At 49.7% G+C, this 17585-nt stretch carries 16 protein-coding genes; 2 read left to right on the top strand and 14 right to left on the bottom strand.

What is annotated here, in order from left to right; translation table 11 throughout:
- Positions 1 to 67 precede the first annotated feature (67 nt).
- Positions 68 to 2077, bottom strand: coding sequence for a flagellin N-terminal helical domain-containing protein (locus E1H14_RS02410; protein WP_149389841.1), 2010 nt, complete (start codon positions 2075 to 2077; stop codon positions 68 to 70).
- Between the two features lie 242 nt (positions 2078 to 2319).
- Here E1H14_RS02410 and E1H14_RS02405 point away from each other — a divergent pair, with 242 nt between their 5' ends.
- A complete protein-coding gene (locus E1H14_RS02405; RefSeq protein WP_149389840.1) occupies positions 2320 to 2646 on the top strand; it encodes a hypothetical protein in 327 nt (108 codons plus the stop codon).
- A gap of 16 nt (positions 2647 to 2662) precedes the next feature.
- Here E1H14_RS02405 and flgL read toward each other — a convergent pair whose 3' ends face one another.
- From flgL to E1H14_RS02340, 13 genes are all read right to left on the bottom strand, one after another.
- A complete protein-coding gene (gene flgL, locus E1H14_RS02400) occupies positions 2663 to 4543 on the bottom strand; it encodes a flagellar hook-associated protein FlgL (protein ID WP_149389839.1) in 1881 nt (626 codons plus the stop codon).
- 12 nt (positions 4544 to 4555) lie between these two features.
- Positions 4556 to 6562 (bottom strand): flagellar hook-associated protein FlgK, encoded by a 2007-nt coding sequence (gene flgK, locus E1H14_RS02395; protein ID WP_149389838.1) that lies wholly within the window; start codon positions 6560 to 6562, stop codon positions 4556 to 4558.
- Positions 6563 to 6626: 64 nt separating this feature from the next.
- A complete protein-coding gene (gene flgJ / locus E1H14_RS02390) occupies positions 6627 to 7655 on the bottom strand; it encodes a flagellar assembly peptidoglycan hydrolase FlgJ (RefSeq protein WP_149389837.1) in 1029 nt (342 codons plus the stop codon).
- Positions 7656 to 8759, bottom strand: coding sequence for a flagellar basal body P-ring protein FlgI (locus E1H14_RS02385; RefSeq protein WP_149389836.1), 1104 nt, complete (start codon positions 8757 to 8759; stop codon positions 7656 to 7658).
- A gap of 54 nt (positions 8760 to 8813) precedes the next feature.
- Entirely contained in the window at positions 8814 to 9497 is a 684-nt protein-coding gene (flgH, locus tag E1H14_RS02380) for a flagellar basal body L-ring protein FlgH (protein WP_235017360.1), read from the bottom strand.
- Between the two features lie 42 nt (positions 9498 to 9539).
- The gene (flgG, locus tag E1H14_RS02375; RefSeq protein WP_149389835.1) at positions 9540 to 10325 is read right to left on the bottom strand and encodes a flagellar basal-body rod protein FlgG; all 786 of its coding nucleotides are present in this window, start codon (positions 10323 to 10325) and stop codon (positions 9540 to 9542) included.
- 15 nt (positions 10326 to 10340) lie between these two features.
- Positions 10341 to 11084: a flagellar basal body rod protein FlgF gene (locus tag E1H14_RS02370; RefSeq protein ID WP_149389834.1), complete on the bottom strand. Its 744-nt coding sequence runs from the start codon at positions 11082 to 11084 to the stop codon at positions 10341 to 10343.
- Positions 11085 to 11235: 151 nt separating this feature from the next.
- Positions 11236 to 13260: a flagellar hook-basal body complex protein gene (locus E1H14_RS02365; RefSeq protein ID WP_149389833.1), complete on the bottom strand. Its 2025-nt coding sequence runs from the start codon at positions 13258 to 13260 to the stop codon at positions 11236 to 11238.
- Between the two features lie 14 nt (positions 13261 to 13274).
- On the bottom strand, positions 13275 to 13946 hold the full coding sequence (locus tag E1H14_RS02360) for a flagellar hook capping FlgD N-terminal domain-containing protein (protein ID WP_149389832.1): 672 nt from the start codon (positions 13944 to 13946) through the stop codon (positions 13275 to 13277).
- 21 nt (positions 13947 to 13967) lie between these two features.
- Positions 13968 to 14405, bottom strand: a complete 438-nt coding sequence (gene flgC / locus E1H14_RS02355) for a flagellar basal body rod protein FlgC (RefSeq protein WP_149389831.1) — start codon at positions 14403 to 14405, stop codon at positions 13968 to 13970.
- A 2-nt stretch (positions 14406 to 14407) separates the two neighbouring features.
- A complete protein-coding gene (gene flgB / locus E1H14_RS02350) occupies positions 14408 to 14815 on the bottom strand; it encodes a flagellar basal body rod protein FlgB (RefSeq protein ID WP_149389830.1) in 408 nt (135 codons plus the stop codon).
- A gap of 157 nt (positions 14816 to 14972) precedes the next feature.
- Positions 14973 to 15812 (bottom strand): CheR family methyltransferase, encoded by an 840-nt coding sequence (locus E1H14_RS02345; protein WP_149389829.1) that lies wholly within the window; start codon positions 15810 to 15812, stop codon positions 14973 to 14975.
- Between the two features lie 18 nt (positions 15813 to 15830).
- Complete coding sequence (locus E1H14_RS02340) at positions 15831 to 16769, bottom strand: chemotaxis protein CheV (RefSeq protein ID WP_149389828.1); 939 nt, start codon at positions 16767 to 16769, stop codon at positions 15831 to 15833.
- Between the two features lie 63 nt (positions 16770 to 16832).
- Between E1H14_RS02340 and flgA the strand changes: the two genes are divergently transcribed.
- Positions 16833 to 17528: a flagellar basal body P-ring formation chaperone FlgA gene (gene flgA / locus E1H14_RS02335; RefSeq protein ID WP_160142002.1), complete on the top strand. Its 696-nt coding sequence runs from the start codon at positions 16833 to 16835 to the stop codon at positions 17526 to 17528.
- Positions 17529 to 17585: the final 57 nt, after the last annotated feature.

Here is a 17585-nt window from a genome sequence, read left to right as displayed (position 1 = left end):
GCCTTTACATAAAAAATGCCGCCCGGGGGAGCGGGCGGCATTTCCGGGTTCATCACCTCAGTTTAGCTTACTGAAGCAGTGACAGCACCTGCTGTGGCTGCGCATTGGCCTGAGCCAACATCGCGGTACCGGCCTGCTGCAGTACCTGTGAACGGGACAGGTTAGCCGATTCTTGAGCAAAGTCGGCATCTTCGATACGTGAGCGGGCAGCCGACACGTTCTGAGAGATACTGGACAGGTTGTTGATGGTGAATTCCAGACGGTTATTCACCGCACCCAAGTCACCACGCAGGTTGTTGATGGTATCCAGCGCGTTGTCGATGATACCAATCGCCTTCTGCGCACCTGCAGCTGTGGAGATATCGATGCTGTTGACTGCGGCACCAAATTTGCCATCAGCAGAGGCATTACTCTCCAACAAGCCAGAGCGTGCGGCCCCAGCAGAAGAAAGCTGAACACTAATCGGAGATCCATTGTCCGAGATAAGTTTTATACCGCCAGCAACGGAGTCGCCATCTGCCACATCATTACCTGCAAACTGGGCAACATTAGTACCATCTCCGAAAACATCTCCTACTGCATCTCCACCACCTGTTTCATCTCCAAAGGTGATCGATGATACGTCCCCTTCAAATATTAAACGAGTACCCAATACAAAGGCTGTCACTCCAGTAGCATCTTTCTCAGCATTAATCTCATCAGCAACAGCCTGGAGATTAGCCGGAGACGCTGTAATCGCCACATCAACCCCATTCAGTGAGAATGTACCACCGGTTAAGGCGGTCACATCAACACTTCCGAAATCCAACTCGGTGCCACTAAAAGCAACCGCTCTTACGCCTGTGTCAGCTGATACGGAGTTGATCGCATTAATTTTATCTTGTAGACCACCGCTGTCACTCTTGCCTACATCAACCCCGTTGATTTTTACATCACCGGCAACAAAAGCATCCCCATTAACTGCTTCACCCTCGATGACGCCAGGTTTATTACTTTCACGGAAACCCAAGTTTTCCAGATCGCTAAGCGTACCACTTGAACCACGCTCAATGACAATTCCATCACCAGAATTAGAGTTCAACATCAGGGAAGCATCTTTAGCACTTAAGGTACCTGTTGCATTAGCACTGTCAGTAAATGTAAGACCTTGTACATTCTCAGCACTGATTGTCAACTTACCATCTTGATTAAGTGCAGCTGAAATTAAGCCACCACCCTCAGCATTTAATTTATCTACCAACTGATTCAAATTCTGTGTATCTGTTACAGTTATAGCTGTTGTAGTTCCATCCAACTTATTAACAGTAACTGTTAAATTGGTACCGTCCAATACACCATCACCAATACTGTCTGCGGTCACGCCTACATAAGTAGAAGCTGTTACACCCTTCACGTTGGTATTGATTTTCTCAATCAGTTCCGCAGCTGTATCAGGAGGCGCTGCACTACCATCCCAAGTTTCTCCAATAGCCATGATGGATTGACCATTAATCAGCACCTGGTTGTGACCAAAGCTAGCAGTCCAATCAACTTCTGCGCCCATTACGTCTGCACTAGTCGATCCCATACCCAAGGACTTGGCATCCATTTTACCAATACTAAATTCAATAGTCTGATTCGATTCAGAGCCAACCTGCAATGAGGTTTTACCCAAGGAACCATCAAGAATATTCTGGCCGTTAAAAGAAGTAGTCTGAGCAATACGATCTAACTCAGCCACCAGCTGCTTAACTTCCGCATTTAAGGTCTGACGGTTACCCTGTGAGTAGGTTCCGTTGGCAGACTGGATGGACAGTTCACGCATACGCTGCAGGATGTTGGTAGACTCTTCCAGTGCACCTTCCGCGGTCTGGATCATGGAGATACCGTCGTTGGCGTTACGAACAGCCTGGTTCAGACCCCGAATCTGTGAGCTCATGCGGTTAGAAATAGCAAGACCTGCGGCATCGTCTTTGGCACCGTTGATGCGTTTACCACTGGTCAAGCGCTCCATCGCAGATTGCATAGACGACTGTGACTTGGACAGCTGATTCTGCGCATTCAGCGACATAATGTTTGAATTGATTACCATAGCCATGACTGTATCTCCTGAGTTAAGAGCAGTGGTAACATGCCACTGACCCTGGAAACTGAAACAACGGCTTAGATGCAGTTGTTTGGTTTGATTAGGTTATCGTCCACTTCGACCAGAGCTTGAGTAGTTTTTTATACTTTTTTCTATTTTTGCGCAGCATGTTTATAAAGAGTGGCGATAAACACTGGCGATAAAGAGGGTCACTAAACAGTACCCATAAGCGCGTTGCAGATGAGAGCTTGCCGATGAAAAACTTAATGCAATTAACCCATGAACTTGGCCAACTCACTTCCGCAGCAGTTAAATGCTGCGAAGATGAAGATTGGCAAAGCCTGGAGCTTTACCAGGAGCAACGGGCCGTGGTGTTACAAGCCTTGAAAGAACAGTTAGAGCAAGCGCCCTTGGTGGAGCGTGATACTGCAGAGGCGTTTCGTGAAGTCATTGAAGCGACGCGCTTGGCCGATCAACGTATCGAAGCGGAGGTGCGTGCCAAGCGCCAGCAATTGATGGAAGAGCACTCCGAATTACAAAAAACGGATAAGGCACGGCGCGCCTATACCCGTTTCGATTAGTGCTTACCCGTGGCTGTTAGCGCAAGTAATCAAATAAACTCAAATTCTGTACGCGTGCAAAGGTGGCCTGCGCCGCCTGCAAGGCCAGTTCCGTTAATTTGAACTGACTGATGGCCTCGGCGTAATCCAGATCTTGAATCGATGACAGGGCTCTTTCGGTAAAAAGTTTAAAGTCCTGGTTCGATGCATCTACACTGTCGAGCGCATTAATCCGTGAACCTATCGTTGTCCGTGCCTCCAGGTTGCGCTCCGCCGCACGGATAAAATCGTCCAAAGCACGTGCCGTAAACTGATTGAATTCCGTTTTTGTTGCCGCCGTTAACGGCTTTTCCAACAACTCCGCTAAATCCAAAGCGATATCCAGCATGTTCTGCTTAACATCTTCCACCTGGAGGAGCGTTGAAGCGTGCGGCTCATTACCCAATTGAATGGTGAGTTTTTCACCATTTTTGAGCTGATTGAGATTCAGATCCAGCGTGATACCCGTTGAGAGGGTATTGGTGCCATCATTACTATAATTCAGCGCTAAAGGTGAGCTAAAAGGAAGTGAGACCGTTTGCGTAAAGGTTTCACTGCCAAAGTTCACGATGACATCGAAATAAGCTGGAAGACTTTCAAGCTCTGTGGTATCGAACACCAACTCCAACTCACTCACGCCCTGTAACGCCGCTTCTGCCAAGAAGTCACTTAATTCCAGCGCATCCCCCACCTGAGTCGAACGCACAGCTGACAGGGGTTGAAGAGGCGCACCACTGTTTTGAGGATCCAGTGTATAGCGATCCCCCATTTGTGGGGTGCCGAGATCAAAACGATAACCCGCCACCTGAATAGACTGACCGGGCGCATAGGGGAAGTCCGTGAGTCCATTGAGTAAGATCGGCTGATTATTCGCATCCTGCAAACTATAGGTGAGGTTTACGGCATCAAAAGTCAGCGTAATCGCGTCGTACAACTGATCAAAACGCTGAGCAACTTCCGCATCTTCAAGGTGAATCGCACGAATACCCGCCACTTCCGGTTGAGTGTTAAAACCCAATTGAGCTGGGGCCGGCGCTGAGGCCAACAGAAACTGTGCGCCCTCGATATTGAGAGTTTGCGGGAAATCCGCTGCCTCGCCCAAAGGAATATTTGCAGGTAAGACATTTTGACCGCTCGAGTCGAGCAAGCGAAAAGCGTAACGCCCCGCCTCTTCTAGAAAGACCTCAGCACTCAACACACCTAGATTACGCGTAAAATCCGCAAAACGTTTTTCCGCCTCACGATCCGGAAAGCTGACCTCCAGATTAAGTGGCTCTAGGCCTCGCTCGGGTTCGAGCTGTGTAACACGAGTGGCTTGACTCACCGCTTCAAACAGATATTGGCCCGAGTCGTTGGAGGGGACGTATAAAACAGGTGCCACCTGTATATTACGTTGACCATCATCCCCCTGATACACATAACGCCCATTCGCGAGTTTTTCATAGGGCAGGGTCAGGCCTTTACTGCCTGAAAACAGGTATTCCCCCTGTGAATCCTTGGTATTCATTAAACCGGCGGCAAAATCGGCCATCTGCCTGAGTTCGGTGGCGATGGATTTACGATCCGCATCCGATAAGGCCCCATTACCGGCCTGAATGGTCAGCTCACGCATGCGATCGATGACGCTGTGAATATCGGTCAGGATGGTTTCTTCTAACTCCAGACGGCGCCGAGTCACATCAACATTCATCTTAAATTTTTCAAACTGCGCCAGTTCACGCTCAAGCTTGACGATTTGTGATGAGGCGACCGGATCATCAGACGGTTTAAGAATTTTCTTGCCTGATGAGATCTGCTCCTGCAGCTTGGCCATCTGCGTCTGCTGACGCTGCATGTTATTTACAGAGTTGAGGAACTGTTGTTGAGTTGAAATGCGCATCACTCATTCCTCCTATATCGCTGCCAACAGACTATCAAAAATAGTCTGAGAGGCTCGAATCAATTGAGATGAGGCTTGATAGGCTTGTTGGAACTGCACTAAACGTGCGGCCTCCTCATCCATATTCACACCACTGACACTGGCCTTGGCATTGGCCGTCGCTTCACGCACGGAACGGTTAGCTTCAAGATTGATCTGTGCGACCGAAGTCCGTGTACCCACGGAGGACACTAAACTGCCGTAAGCGTCTTGGTAAGAACCGCCATCAATCAATTTTTTTTGTTGAAGATCACTTAAACGCAGGGCATTGCGGTTATCGGATACGCCATCAGTATTGTAAGACAGCGAGAATCGGTCACCCGGTGCCGGCTGATTCACTATTTTCAGTGAATAACCGTCCAATTGTATCGGCTGTCCGGCTTTAAATAGCTGATTTTCCAGAGGCCCCAAGCCCAGATCCAAAACCTTAGGCTGGCTGGGGTTGCTGATATCATAGAGCGTATAGGTCATCTGCTGACTATTGTTAAATAGAATCTGCACAGGGGGTTTCAGGACGCCCGAATCACTAAAGGCCTTAGCGCTGATATTGGTAATTTCAACGCTGGCGACACCGGTGCCGGTGTTATCCGGTGCACCGCTGATACGTATCGGGGAAGCTAAAGCCAGTTGACGACCATTGGTCAGCGACACCCCGATATTTTCCGCCGCATTACGATTAGGTTGTATACGAAACGTATCGTTAGGGAAGAAGCCCGAGCGCGTATCCAGAGTGATCTGCATCCCCTGGTATCCGATAATGACCTTGCCACTGGTGGCATCTCGATAGACCGAGCCATCGACGACCTGATCGGGAGAGGAAACCGTTTGCATCTGTGCAGAGGAAAGATTACGACCATCATCACGCACCAGCGTAAAATGTTCAGCGTTTGAAAACACAATATTAAAATCAAACGCCGGCAGTTTGCTGGCATCGGTGATACGCACACCGGCACTTTCCAGGCTGGATGAATTGGTGCTTTTCGCCGAGACTCGCTGCTGCATAGCCGTGCTGGTGTTAATATCAGTAAAGAAGCGATCTCCAAGCCGACCGTCCAGATCCATCCCTTCACGATGCACTTGGTTCATCGAATCCTGAAATGCGAGAGCGATTCGACCTAACTCATTAATGGCGGGATTCAACATCTTTTCCCGAAATTCGAATAGGCCACCGATTTTTCCGCCACTGATCTGGTTGGTCACTTCGGTCACCCGACCGGCGATCACCACGGCGATGCCGGGCTGTGTATTGTCGGGATCCCCCATTTTTACTGCCAGGGTATTCGCATTCATACCCACCACAAGCGGCTGACCATTACCCACGAAGATGCTGTACTCACCCGCCCCCTGATCCACCACGGTGATATCCAAATAACCTGAAAGCTGATCCACCAATTGATCACGTTGATCACGCAGCTCATTCGCAGGCTTGTTCGCTGCCACGGCTAAGCGAATTTTGTTATTCAAATCGGCAATATTTGAGGAGAGCGAACTCACTTCTTGCGAAAAAATACTGAGCTGATCGTTGAGTGTTAGATTCTGCCGCGCTAGGGATGAGCCTAAATCATTAAATCGCCGTGTCAGGGCGTTGGCCTCGGCAATCATCAATTCACGGTTAGGAAGTGAGGTGGGATCATCCACTGCGTTTTGCATGGCCAGGAAAAAGTTATCCATTGCTGTAGACACACTGGTGGTGTTTGAAGCGAGGAGATCATCGAGGCGGTTGGCAAACTCGGTATAGACCTGAGCTTTGTTAAAGGTCGAGTTGTCTGACCAGTATTGACGTGTCAGAAAATCATCGGCAATACGCTGAATATTGGTGACTTCAACCCCAAAAGGGGTATCACGGGAGATAAAATTCGGAATCTGGCGGCTATAGCCAGGCGTATTGACGTTGGCAATATTTTGACCGACCACACCGAGCGCGGCTTGATTCGCCGTTAAGCTTTGCACGCCAATGTTTAACAGATTAAAACTAGACATTTTCCTCTCCCGCCAGTGTGATTCAACGCTAACTGGCTGTATTCATCTGTTTATCGGCCAAATCTCAACCTTCTTGAGACTCAGAGCCACCGGCACGCGCTAAAATTGTGCCGGTAAAAATTCGTTCGATCTTCTGTGCATAGGCAGGGTCTGTAGCATACCCCGCCGCCTGGAGCTCACGCAGATAAACACTTGGATTCCCGGTGTGTTGCAGAGCTTGGCTGTAGCGCGGATTGTTGCGCAAGAACTCCACATAATCACGGAAGCTCTCACGATAGTCACTGTAGGCACGAAAACTAGCCATTTCCCTTTGCGCCACACCGTTACGATATTCCAGAGTGGACACACTCACGCGCTCCCCACCCCAGCGTGAATCGGCCTTGATATTAAACAGGTTGTGGCTGCCCTCAATAATAAAACGCCCCCAACCCGTCTCCAGCGCGGCCTGTGCCAGCAGCACTTTGGGATCCACACCCAGTTCACCGGCCACCTCTTCAGCCAAGGGCAGTAAAGCGCTGACAAATTCATCGGGTGAGTTAAAACGACTCGGCAGAGGTGCCTCATCTTTTGCTTGCAAGGCGCTGATCGCCTCAACCACTTCATCAGGTGCCTCTTCCGGCGTGGGTGAAGTGGCAGCGTTCAGTGTATGTGCACGCCCTAACACCGCCGAAGCCGCCAAGGAGCCGGTGCTATCCAACATGCGGCTGAGCATCACTTCCGCATCACTGAGATTCTCTGTTTTCTCTTCATCGCCAAAGGGCTTGAGTGCGGCCGTGGGGGTTTGACTCAGCTGACGCACTAAGACTTCCGCTAAGCCAAAGCTGCCGGTACGCGAGAGTTCCATACCCAACTGTTGATCGTGCATATCCTGGAAAAAACGGGTGTTCTGGCTGTTAAACGGATTGTCTTGAGCAAACACGTCATTCGCATCACGCATACTTTTCAGCATCATGCTGATAAAAATCTGCTCAAACTGCTGTGCCACTTCCTTGAGTGCGGCCTGCTCATCACTCGTTGCTTTACGGCGCAGGTCGTTGAGCTGATTCAGCTCGGTATACAAACCCGCACTTGAGGAAGGAAAACGGCTGTCCATTTAAATCACCACTAACTCTGCTCTCAGGGCACCGGCCTGCTTCAAGGCTTCCAAAATCGCCATCAGATCACCTGGTGCCGCGCCAACATTATTCACTGCTTCGACAATATCTTGCAGCGAAGCACCCGGTGCAAACTCAAACATCCGGCCAGAACCTTCATCGATTTCAATACCCGTCCGTGGCGTGACCACTGTCCGCCCACGCGCTAACGGATCCGGCTGATTCACATCCAACTCTTCCGTGATGGTGACGGTTAAGCCCCCATGGGTAATCGCCACCGGCGAAACACGCACATTCTGTCCGATCACGATGGTGCCCGTGCGTGAGTTGATAATCACCTTTGCGGTTTCCTGTGCGGATTCAATCGGTAGATTTTCCAACACGGAGAGGAAACTGACACGCTGTGACGGATCACGCGGTGCACGCACTCGGATGGATGCCGAATCCAACGCCGAAGCCACATCTGGGCCGAGCAATCCATTGATCTGGTCAGCCACCGTGCGTGCCGTGGTGAAATCAGGATTATTGAGGTTCAACATCAAGCTGTCCCCCTGTGCAAATCCGCTCGGCACTTCACGCTCAACCGTTGCCCCATTCGGAATACGCCCAACGCTCGGCACATTCACGGACAAACGCGAACCATCACGCCCTTCTGCACCAAAACCCGCAACGATCAGGTTGCCTTGAGCAATCGCATACACCTGTCCATCGGCCCCCTTCATCGGCGCCATGAGCAGTGAACCGCCACGCAAACTTTTGGCATCGCCAATCGTGGAAACGGTGATATCGATCGTTTGTCCAGGCTTGGCAAAAGGTGGAAGATCCGCATGAATCGCGACAGCGGCGATATTTTTTGAATTCGGGTTAATGTTCGGAGGAATCGCCACACCAAAGTTGTTCAACATATTCCGAAAGGTTTGTGAGGTAAAATTTGTCTTATCCCCGGTGCCATCCAAACCCACCACTAAACCATAGCCCACCAGCTGGTTAGAGCGCACGCCGGAAACGGAAACCAAATCCTTCAAACGCGAGGTATTGGCCAAAGCACTCTGTACGCTCAGAGTTAAGAGCAACAGCAAACTGGTTAGAAATAGGCGTTTCATTCTTAGATTCTCCAATCTTAGGCTTACGCCAAGATCCTCTAAAGGGGCGACAAATTAAAAAGGCATCAAGGCGCTGATAAAGAAGCGCGACACCCAGCCCATCACATTCGCATCCGCCGTCGCACCGGTACCGCTATAGGTGATCCGGGCATCGGCTAAACGTGTTGAGTCAATGGTATTGTCCGGTTTGATATCTTGCGGACGCACCAAACCACTGACTCGGATATACTCATCCCCTTGATTGAGCGTGAGCCACTTTTCACCGCGCACCAGCATCACTCCATTCGGATACATTTCGTGAATCGTCACCGTAATATTACCACTTAAACGATTGCTCATATCGGATGAAGAATCGCCATCAAAGCTGCTGCTCCCTCCCACCGAGGCGCTCAAGGGCCGACCAAAAACCGTGACCGGTTCACCCATCACCGTGGCATTCGGCAGATTGACATTACTGCTTTTATCGATGCTGGTAGAGGAGCTTTTCGAGGACTGGGTACGCTCAGTCAAGTTAATGGTCAAAATATCACCGACTCTGTGCGCACGCCCATCGCCATAAAGATTCACACTGGTACCGGCATGATAGATGGCACCATTGACCGGCCTCGGTGTATCAAAAGACGGCATCTGCACCGGCGCATAATAAGGATTATCAGGCTTAGGTGCTTTATTCACACACGCGCTGAGAAGTAGACTCATGACAAGTAACATCATCAACTTGGGCAGGTGCGGAGACATTTTTGACCTCTCTAATTGACCACTCAAACTAAGCGCCCAGCCTTAAAGCTGCTGAGTTGCGAAGGACAGCATCTGATCCGCTGTCGAAATCACTTTCGAGTTAATTTCATAGGCCCGTTGTGTGGTGATCATATTCACCAGCTCTTCCACCGCGTTCACGTTCGAGCCTTCTAACATCCCTTGCTTCAGAATACCGGTTCCTTCTTCCCCAGGATTCACCACTATCGGTGCGCCACTGGCCGCGGTTTCAATAAAAAGATTCTGACCTATCGCCTGTAAGCCTTGCGGGTTCACAAAATCCGCCAACTCAATCTGGGCAATCTCCTGTGGGTTAGGGTCGCCCGCGACCACCACCGTCACCAAACCATCTTGCCCAACACTAAAGTTCACCACCTCCCCGGGCAGTACAATCGCCGGCTCGATTGGAAAACCTTCCGCTGTGACCACCTGATTCTCGCCATTCAGATGCAACTGACCGTTACGGGTATAAGCAATATCACCGTTCGGCTGCAGCACCTGCAAGAAGCCTTTACCATTAATCGCCAAATCAAAAGGCTGGTCGGTGATCTGCAGATCACCGGTGAAAAACTGTTTCTGAGTACTGACGGTACGGACACCATGCCCCAGTTGCAAACCTGAGGGCAGCTGAGCATCAGCCGCGTTCTGCGCACCGGGCTGACGACGAATCTGATAGAGCAGATCTTCAAAAACCGCGCGATCTTTTTTAAAGCCAACGGTACTAATGTTGGCCAGGTTGTTGGAGATGACGCGCAGGTTTGTATCCTGAGCACTCAAACCGGTTTTTGCGACATGAAGGGCGCCGTGCATGGTAATTTCTCCTTATCAGCTCAACTGCAGAATACGAGCTGCAGCGCTAGAATTTTCTTCTGCGGTTTTCATCATCTTGACCTGTATCTCATACTGACGCGACAGACCAATGATCGCGGTTAACTCTTCCACCGCATTCACATTACTGGTTTCCAAATAACCGGAGCGAACGCTGGCATTCAGCAAGGGTGGCAAAGGAACACGATCATCGGTACGCATCAGACCATCTGGGCCTTTGAAAGAGGTCGCCGGATCTAACTCCACCACTTTGATCACGTCTACCAGCGCCAGCTCAACGGCGTTATCTCCCATGGGGCGGATAGAAATAGCGCCATCGTTAGCAATCTCGATCTTCTGGGCGGGTGGAATCACAATCGGAATACCTCCGGCACCCATGACCGGCAAACCACTGCCCGTCACCAACTGATTCGCGGCATTGATTTGCAGCTCTCCGGCACGGGTATAAGCTTCATTGCCATCCGGCCCCTGCACTGCAATCCAGCCGTTACCCACCACCGACACATCTAAGTCTCGTCCGGTTTCTTGCAAGGTCCCCGTGGCACGATTGGTGCCTGGAGTTTCCGCCATGGAGTAGACGCGTGAGGTATAACCCTCGCCCAAGACACGCATGGCACGCGCCTGCTCAAAATCCTGTTTGAAACCGGTGGTGGTGACATTCGCCAAATTATTGGCACGAATCTGCTGCGCGTTCATATTTTCCCGCGCGCCCGTCATTGCCACATACAAGACTTTATCCATAACAACTCCTACAACCTGCGGTGGAAATTTGCCGCTTTAGGTGTCTTTACATAGGTAACTGCAATAGATGTGCCATAATTTAAAACATAAAAAAACCGCCCTTTCTGACCGAATTGTCAGAAAGGGCGGTTTAGGTGCTTAAGCTTTTTGATTAAGTCCGAATATTTAGAATATTCTGCGTGATGTTATTCGCAGTCTCTAATGTTTTAGAGTTCGCCTGGAAGTTACGCTGTGCCTGTATCAGATTGACCAACTCAGTCGACAAATCAACATTGGATTGCTCCAGTGCAGCTGAACGCAAGGTACCGTTCAAACCTGTACCCGGTGGATTCAAGATCGCATTCCCCGATGCCAAAGTTGCAATCCATTCAGTACTTCCGACCGGCTGTAAACCATCTTGGTTCTCAAAGGTCGCAAAAGCAACAACTCCTAAACGTTTATCCGTACCATTACTAAAAGATGCGATCATCTCTCCTGTCGGAGCAAAAGTCACGCCTATCAAATCACCTTTAGTATAACCATTTTGCTGTTGATTTTTTACGATAGAAGCCGATGCAAACTGGGTTGTGTTACCCAAATTCAGACTCAACTCCGTAGTTTCATCCGCAGGATCAGCATTTTTAATGACAATGCTTGGAACAACACCACTTGGAGGAAATTCTTGGCCATTAATAGACTTTAACAGACCATTAGATGGATTAAATTTGATAATAACCGGGCCAGTTTCAGTTTCATTATTTGCAAAACCAGACTCTCCAGGATCTTGAATCTTTCCCAAATCCAAAATTTGTTCGTTATTCAAGTATCCATACATCCGATAAACACCCTGAAAAGAGTTATCTCCTTGAATTGTTGAATCAAGTTCGAAGGTCAACACGGCTGTTGCAGGAGGTGTAGGAGCATTCGCTATAATTGTAGGTGTCAGAAAATCATCCGGTATATTGCCCTCATCCGCTTTAAAGCGAATGATGATATTACCAGACTCAGCAGTTACAGATTCAACAGCTGGATTACGATCGAGAATAAGCGCCTGTCGAGCGGCTATCGCCTGCGCCGCTTGCTGTGGTGTCAAATTCGGTTCAATGATAGTCGTGACACCGCCTATTTCTATATTTCCACCAGCACCCGGCGCAATCGCATAAGTTCGGATCTCATTTGCATCACGATATGGATTTCTAACATTTGCCGGTGTTTGAGGGATATCCACTCCTGCACCCGTCCTAACTAGCATAGAACCTGAATCAGTAAACTCGGAAGCCCATTCAAATCTCAATAATTCATTGGGAATTAGCACAGGATTTCCTGCTCCATCAACCACTGGCTGACCAGATGCATCCAACTGCGGAACCTGCACGGTATCAACACGGACTGAATAGATATCTATTCTTGGATCTATCTCTTGAAGCTCAATCGCCCATTGCGGTAAGGCAACAGTTGGATCAGTGCTTAAGGGTGTCGTTCCATCTAAGATAGCTTTAGTAACCTGTATGGTAGAAATATTTAAATCTGTAATATCTGTAACGTTATATGCAAAAACATTACGAACAGGACGCTGTTCGGCAAAGTTAAATTTGATGGTTTGCTCATTACCCAAACTATCAAAAGTGCGCACAGTTGTAGTGTACGTAAAGGAGCCAGGCACGTCTTTATCATAGGTTGGAATCAACTTAGATGCATCAGCCCGCGCATCTATATTAAAAGACAAGAGTATATTATCCGTCGCTTTAGGTGGACTCTCTTTTTCACTCACCGCTAAAGGCCCAACCGGTAATTGGTTGCCCTGCTCATCCAGCCCATAACCCTGCAAAAACTTTCCGCTCTGGGAAACGATAAAACCATCTTTATTCAGCTCAAAAGCGCCAGCACGCGTGTAAGTCACACTGCCACGACCGTCATCGAGCTGGAAGAAACCAGAACCGTTAATCGCCAAATCCAGGTTATTGTTGGTAAATTCAATGGTACCGGCACTAAAATCCTGAGAAATACCGGAAACCGTCACACCGGTACCCGGTGTATTACTGGAACCGGCACCGACCACTGCGGTGGAATATAAGTCTGCAAACTGAGTGCGTGAGGATTTAAAACCCGTGGTACTCACGTTGGCGATATTGTTACCGGTCACATCCAGCATCGTGGAGGCTGCTTTCAGACCGGTGATTGCAGTATTAAATGACATGGCTCTACCCTCACTTACCCAATTTGTTTCACATCTTTAAAGTCGATGGTACCGATCGCGGTATTCACCTTCATACCGATACCATTTTGACCGAGCGTGACGCTATTCACGGTAAACGGCATAAAGGTATCGACTTGCTGATATTCTGTGCCATTAAAGGCTTCTGCGACGATGCGATAGTTACCCGCGGGCACTTCATCACCGGCATTCCAAACAAAACTGCGCTCACCGGCAGGCACCTGCCCCATATTGACTCGATCCACCAGATTGCCGCCCTGATCGTAAATCGATACCCGCAGATCAGTTGTTGAGCTTTCTAAACTCACGGTACCGGGTAAACCGCCCCCCGTTTGGGTGAGCTGCGCGATATCGGTATTGATAAAGACTCTTTGCCCGACCATAGAGGAGGCTTGCAGTGCGCTTTGGCTACTCAGCAGACTGTTACTCATGGTTTCAAAGGTTTTGGCCATGGTGGTCATGGACTCCACCATGGTCATGCTGGAGATCTGCTGCATAAAATCGTTGGTGTCGGCCGGACTGGTCGGATCCTGATTTTGCAGCTGGGCAATCAGCAGTTTCATAAACATCTGATTGTCACCGGCACTATCGGAGCCCGTGGTACGCTGCTCACGATTCTGCTGGTTGATCATCTCGAAGATGTTGTTATTGCCGTTAATGGTGCTCATGGCTCTATCCTCTGCTCAACCTTAGCTCTGCCCTAAGGACAAAGTACGCTGCAGCATCTGTTTTGCGGTATTCATCACATCAGCATTGATCTGAAATGAACGTGAGGCGGAAATCATATCGGCCATCTCCTCCATCACATTGACGTTAGGGTAAAACACATAACCTTCTTCATTCGCTGCAGGATGATCGGGTTCATACGCCATGCGCAGCTGAGCATCACTCTCGACGATCTCCAGCACCTTCACGCCCTGCCCCGGTACCAGTGCGGCATCCTGCGCCAACAACTGTGAAGCCTCAGGCGCTTGCAAGGCGAACACCGGTCTGCGTGCGCGGTAAGTTTCCCCTTCACTGGAGCTGACGCTTTCAGCATTGGCCATGTTACTGGCCGTAGTGTTGAGACGGATGGTCTGAGCCGTCATGGCTGAACCTGCAATCCCGAAAACATTAGACAGAGACATGATTATTCACCCTTAATCGCTTTTTTCAGACCACTGAACTTACTATCCAAAAACTCAAAACTGGCTTGGTAACGCAAGGCGTTATCGGTAAAACGCGCCATCTCTTCCTGCACCTCAACCGTATTACCATCCACTGCCGGCTGCTGCGGAATCCGATAGAGCAGATCGGCAGCAAAATCCGGATTTACAAAAGCGGGCTGATGGCCGGATTGTGTCCGCACTAAAGAAACAGTTTCGATACCTGAGCTGGACATACGCCCCTCTAAGGCCGCCTTAAAATCCAGATCGCGGGCTTTAAAATTAGGTGTATCGGCATTGGCAATATTGTTGGAAATCACTTCGGCACGACGTGCACGCAAGGTCAAAGCCTCTGCATGTGTTCCGAGCGCCGATTTGAAATTAATTGCCATGATTTGCCTCCTAAGCCCTTTGCCTAGTTAATTAGCAAACCCTATGCCACACAATCTACTTGTTTGATTTATATGGATTATATTGGGGATTTCGAGAGCAGAGCTTGAAGAAAAGGCCGGAAGCGGCAATTCCCTTCCGGCGAAGCGGCAAAGTGCGTTAGATGGCTTGATAGATGATGCCGGGGCGGCAGTGAATCATGCGGTAAAGATCAGCCAGCCCATTTAAGGATTCGGATGCACCGAGAATAAGATAGCCTCCCGGTTTCAGCTGACGATGCATCTTACGCAAAATCTCTGTTTTGACTTCAGAGGAGAAGTAGATCAAGACGTTACGACAGAAGATAATATCGAACTGCCCAAGAATGGAATATTGACCAAGCAGGTTCAGGCTCTGAAAACGCACACGCTGACTGATTTCAGGTCGGATTTTCCAACTGCCTTCCGCACTGGAGGTGAAGAAACGTGTTAAGCGCTCTTGCGATAAGCCTCGCCCAAGAGCCAGCATTTCATATTCACCGCGACGCGCCTGCTCCAACACACTCGAGGAGATATCGGTCGCAACGATCTCCTGCCCGCTGGCAAAGCTACCCGGTTTGGATTGCCGAAACTCCTCAAGAATCATACTGATGGAATAGGGTTCCTGACCGGTTGAACAGGCCGCTGACCAGATACGCAGTTTGCCAAAACTACTGGCACTGGCCAATTCAGGCAGCAGGCGCTCTTTCAGAATCTCATAGGGATGCACATCACGAAACCAAAGAGTCTCATTTGTGGTCATGGCATCGATGACCTGCTCCTTCAGACTCAAGCCACGCGCTTGATTTAACCGCTCAATCAACTCCGACAGACTGGAAAAACCTTCCTGCTGCATAATCCGACTTAAGCGGCTTTGCACCAGATACTGTTTATGCTCCGCCAAGAGAATGCCACAGCTCTTTTCCAAAAACTGGCTGAACTGACGAAACTCGTCGGCACTGATAGAGAATCCGTTTTTCAACTCTGTCGCCCTGGGTAATTAGTGTTTTTCTAGGGATTGCATGCGCTTGACCACCACAGAGGCCAGATCATCCGCATTAAATTTGGCCAGGAAACCGTCGGCACCCACTTTTTTCACCATCGAGACGTTAAAGCCGCCACTGAGCGAAGTGTGCAAAATCACATGCATATTTTGCATACGGGTATCACTTTTAATCATAGACGTCAGGGTATAACCATCCATTTCCGGCATCTCGATATCTGAGATCAGCATCAAGAAATACTCGGTCACATCCACACCTCGATCCGCCATATCTTTCAGCAGATTCCAGGCCTGACGGCCATTTTTAGCCACGGTGACACGCAAGCCTAAACTTTCCAGACTGCGCTGCATCTGATGACGCGCGACCTGAGAGTCATCACAGATCATGATGTGATGCTGACGCGCAACCTGGCGCACATCTTCATTCGCAACTTCCGTGCTGACCTCGGTCGGCGTCGGATAGATATCGGCCAGGATCTGCTCAACATCAATAATTTCGATCAGCTTATTTTCATACTCAAAAACCGCCGTCAGATAGTTGTCTGAGCCTATCTCGGCCGGTGGCGCCATGATCTGATCCCAGTTGGTGTTCAGAATACGATCCACTTTACGCACTAAAAACGCCAGGGTGCGCTTGTTGTATTCAGCCACAATCAGAAAACAACTACGCTCTTCATCGGCAGGAACAGGGTTACGCCCGATCGCTTCGGAGAGATCTAAAACAGGAATGGTTTCACCACGAATATGTGCCATACCCTTGATGACGCTGGTTTTGCGTGGCACCTCAGTGAGCTCAGGACACTGCAAGACTTCACGCACCTTAAACACGTTAATGCCATAGCGCTGGGATGTTTCAAGACTGAAAAGCAACAGCTCAAGGCGGTTTTGGCCTACCATCTGAGTACGCAGGTTTACACTATCCAATATACCTGACATGATTCGATCTTATCCCATTTGGGTTGAACATAAGTGGCGCTAGCTTGGGTCTGCATAACGCACGTGAATACCTTTAATTTAACACTAGTTGCAGGGTTTTGGGCGTTTTTTTTATTTGCGCCCCTGAGCCAGGCAAACACCACCGCCGTCGAGATAGAACAAAGCGTCGAGCGCGCCATCTCGGAAGCCTATCTCCAGCGCCTGCCCGAAAGTCGGCTAGAGATTCAAGTCAGCCCCGTGAATCCGCAACTGCAACTCGCGCCTTGCCAAGCCCCTTTAGAGATTCAATTACCCTTTAGCACAGGCCAAAGAGTCACCGCGCGCGTCAACTGCGCCCAGCCTCAATGGAGTCTATTCGTCAGCGCACAGATACGCCAATTTCTACCCGTGGTCGTGAGCACTCGTCCCCTTGCTCGTAACAGCCGTGTACAGAGCAGCGATCTACGCTTGCTGGAACAAGACATTACGCGCTTGGGCAACGACTATTACACACAGCTCGATGATCTGGTGGGCATGCAAGTGCGCCGCCCCATCGGCAGTGATCAGGTGATCAGCCCACGTCAGCTGGAAGCCGCGCTGGCGGTTTCTCGCGGCGAGCGTGTCGCCCTCGAAGCACAGCGCGGAGGCCTGACCATTCGCACACTCGGGGTAGCCCTTGAAGATGGGCGTTTAGGGCAGCAGATTCGGGTACGCAATGAAAGCTCCGGCAATGAAGTGCATGCTATGATCATTGCGCCAGGTGTGGTGCGCGTCCCCTAAGGGATCTGAACAGCCGTTTTAGAACAGCAGGCTATAAAAAGTGAAAAAAAGATTAAA

Source organism: Nitrincola tapanii (genome assembly GCF_008368715.1).
GTDB lineage: Bacteria > Pseudomonadota > Gammaproteobacteria > Pseudomonadales > Balneatricaceae > Nitrincola > Nitrincola tapanii.
This window is presented reverse-complemented; position numbering and strand designations above follow the sequence as displayed.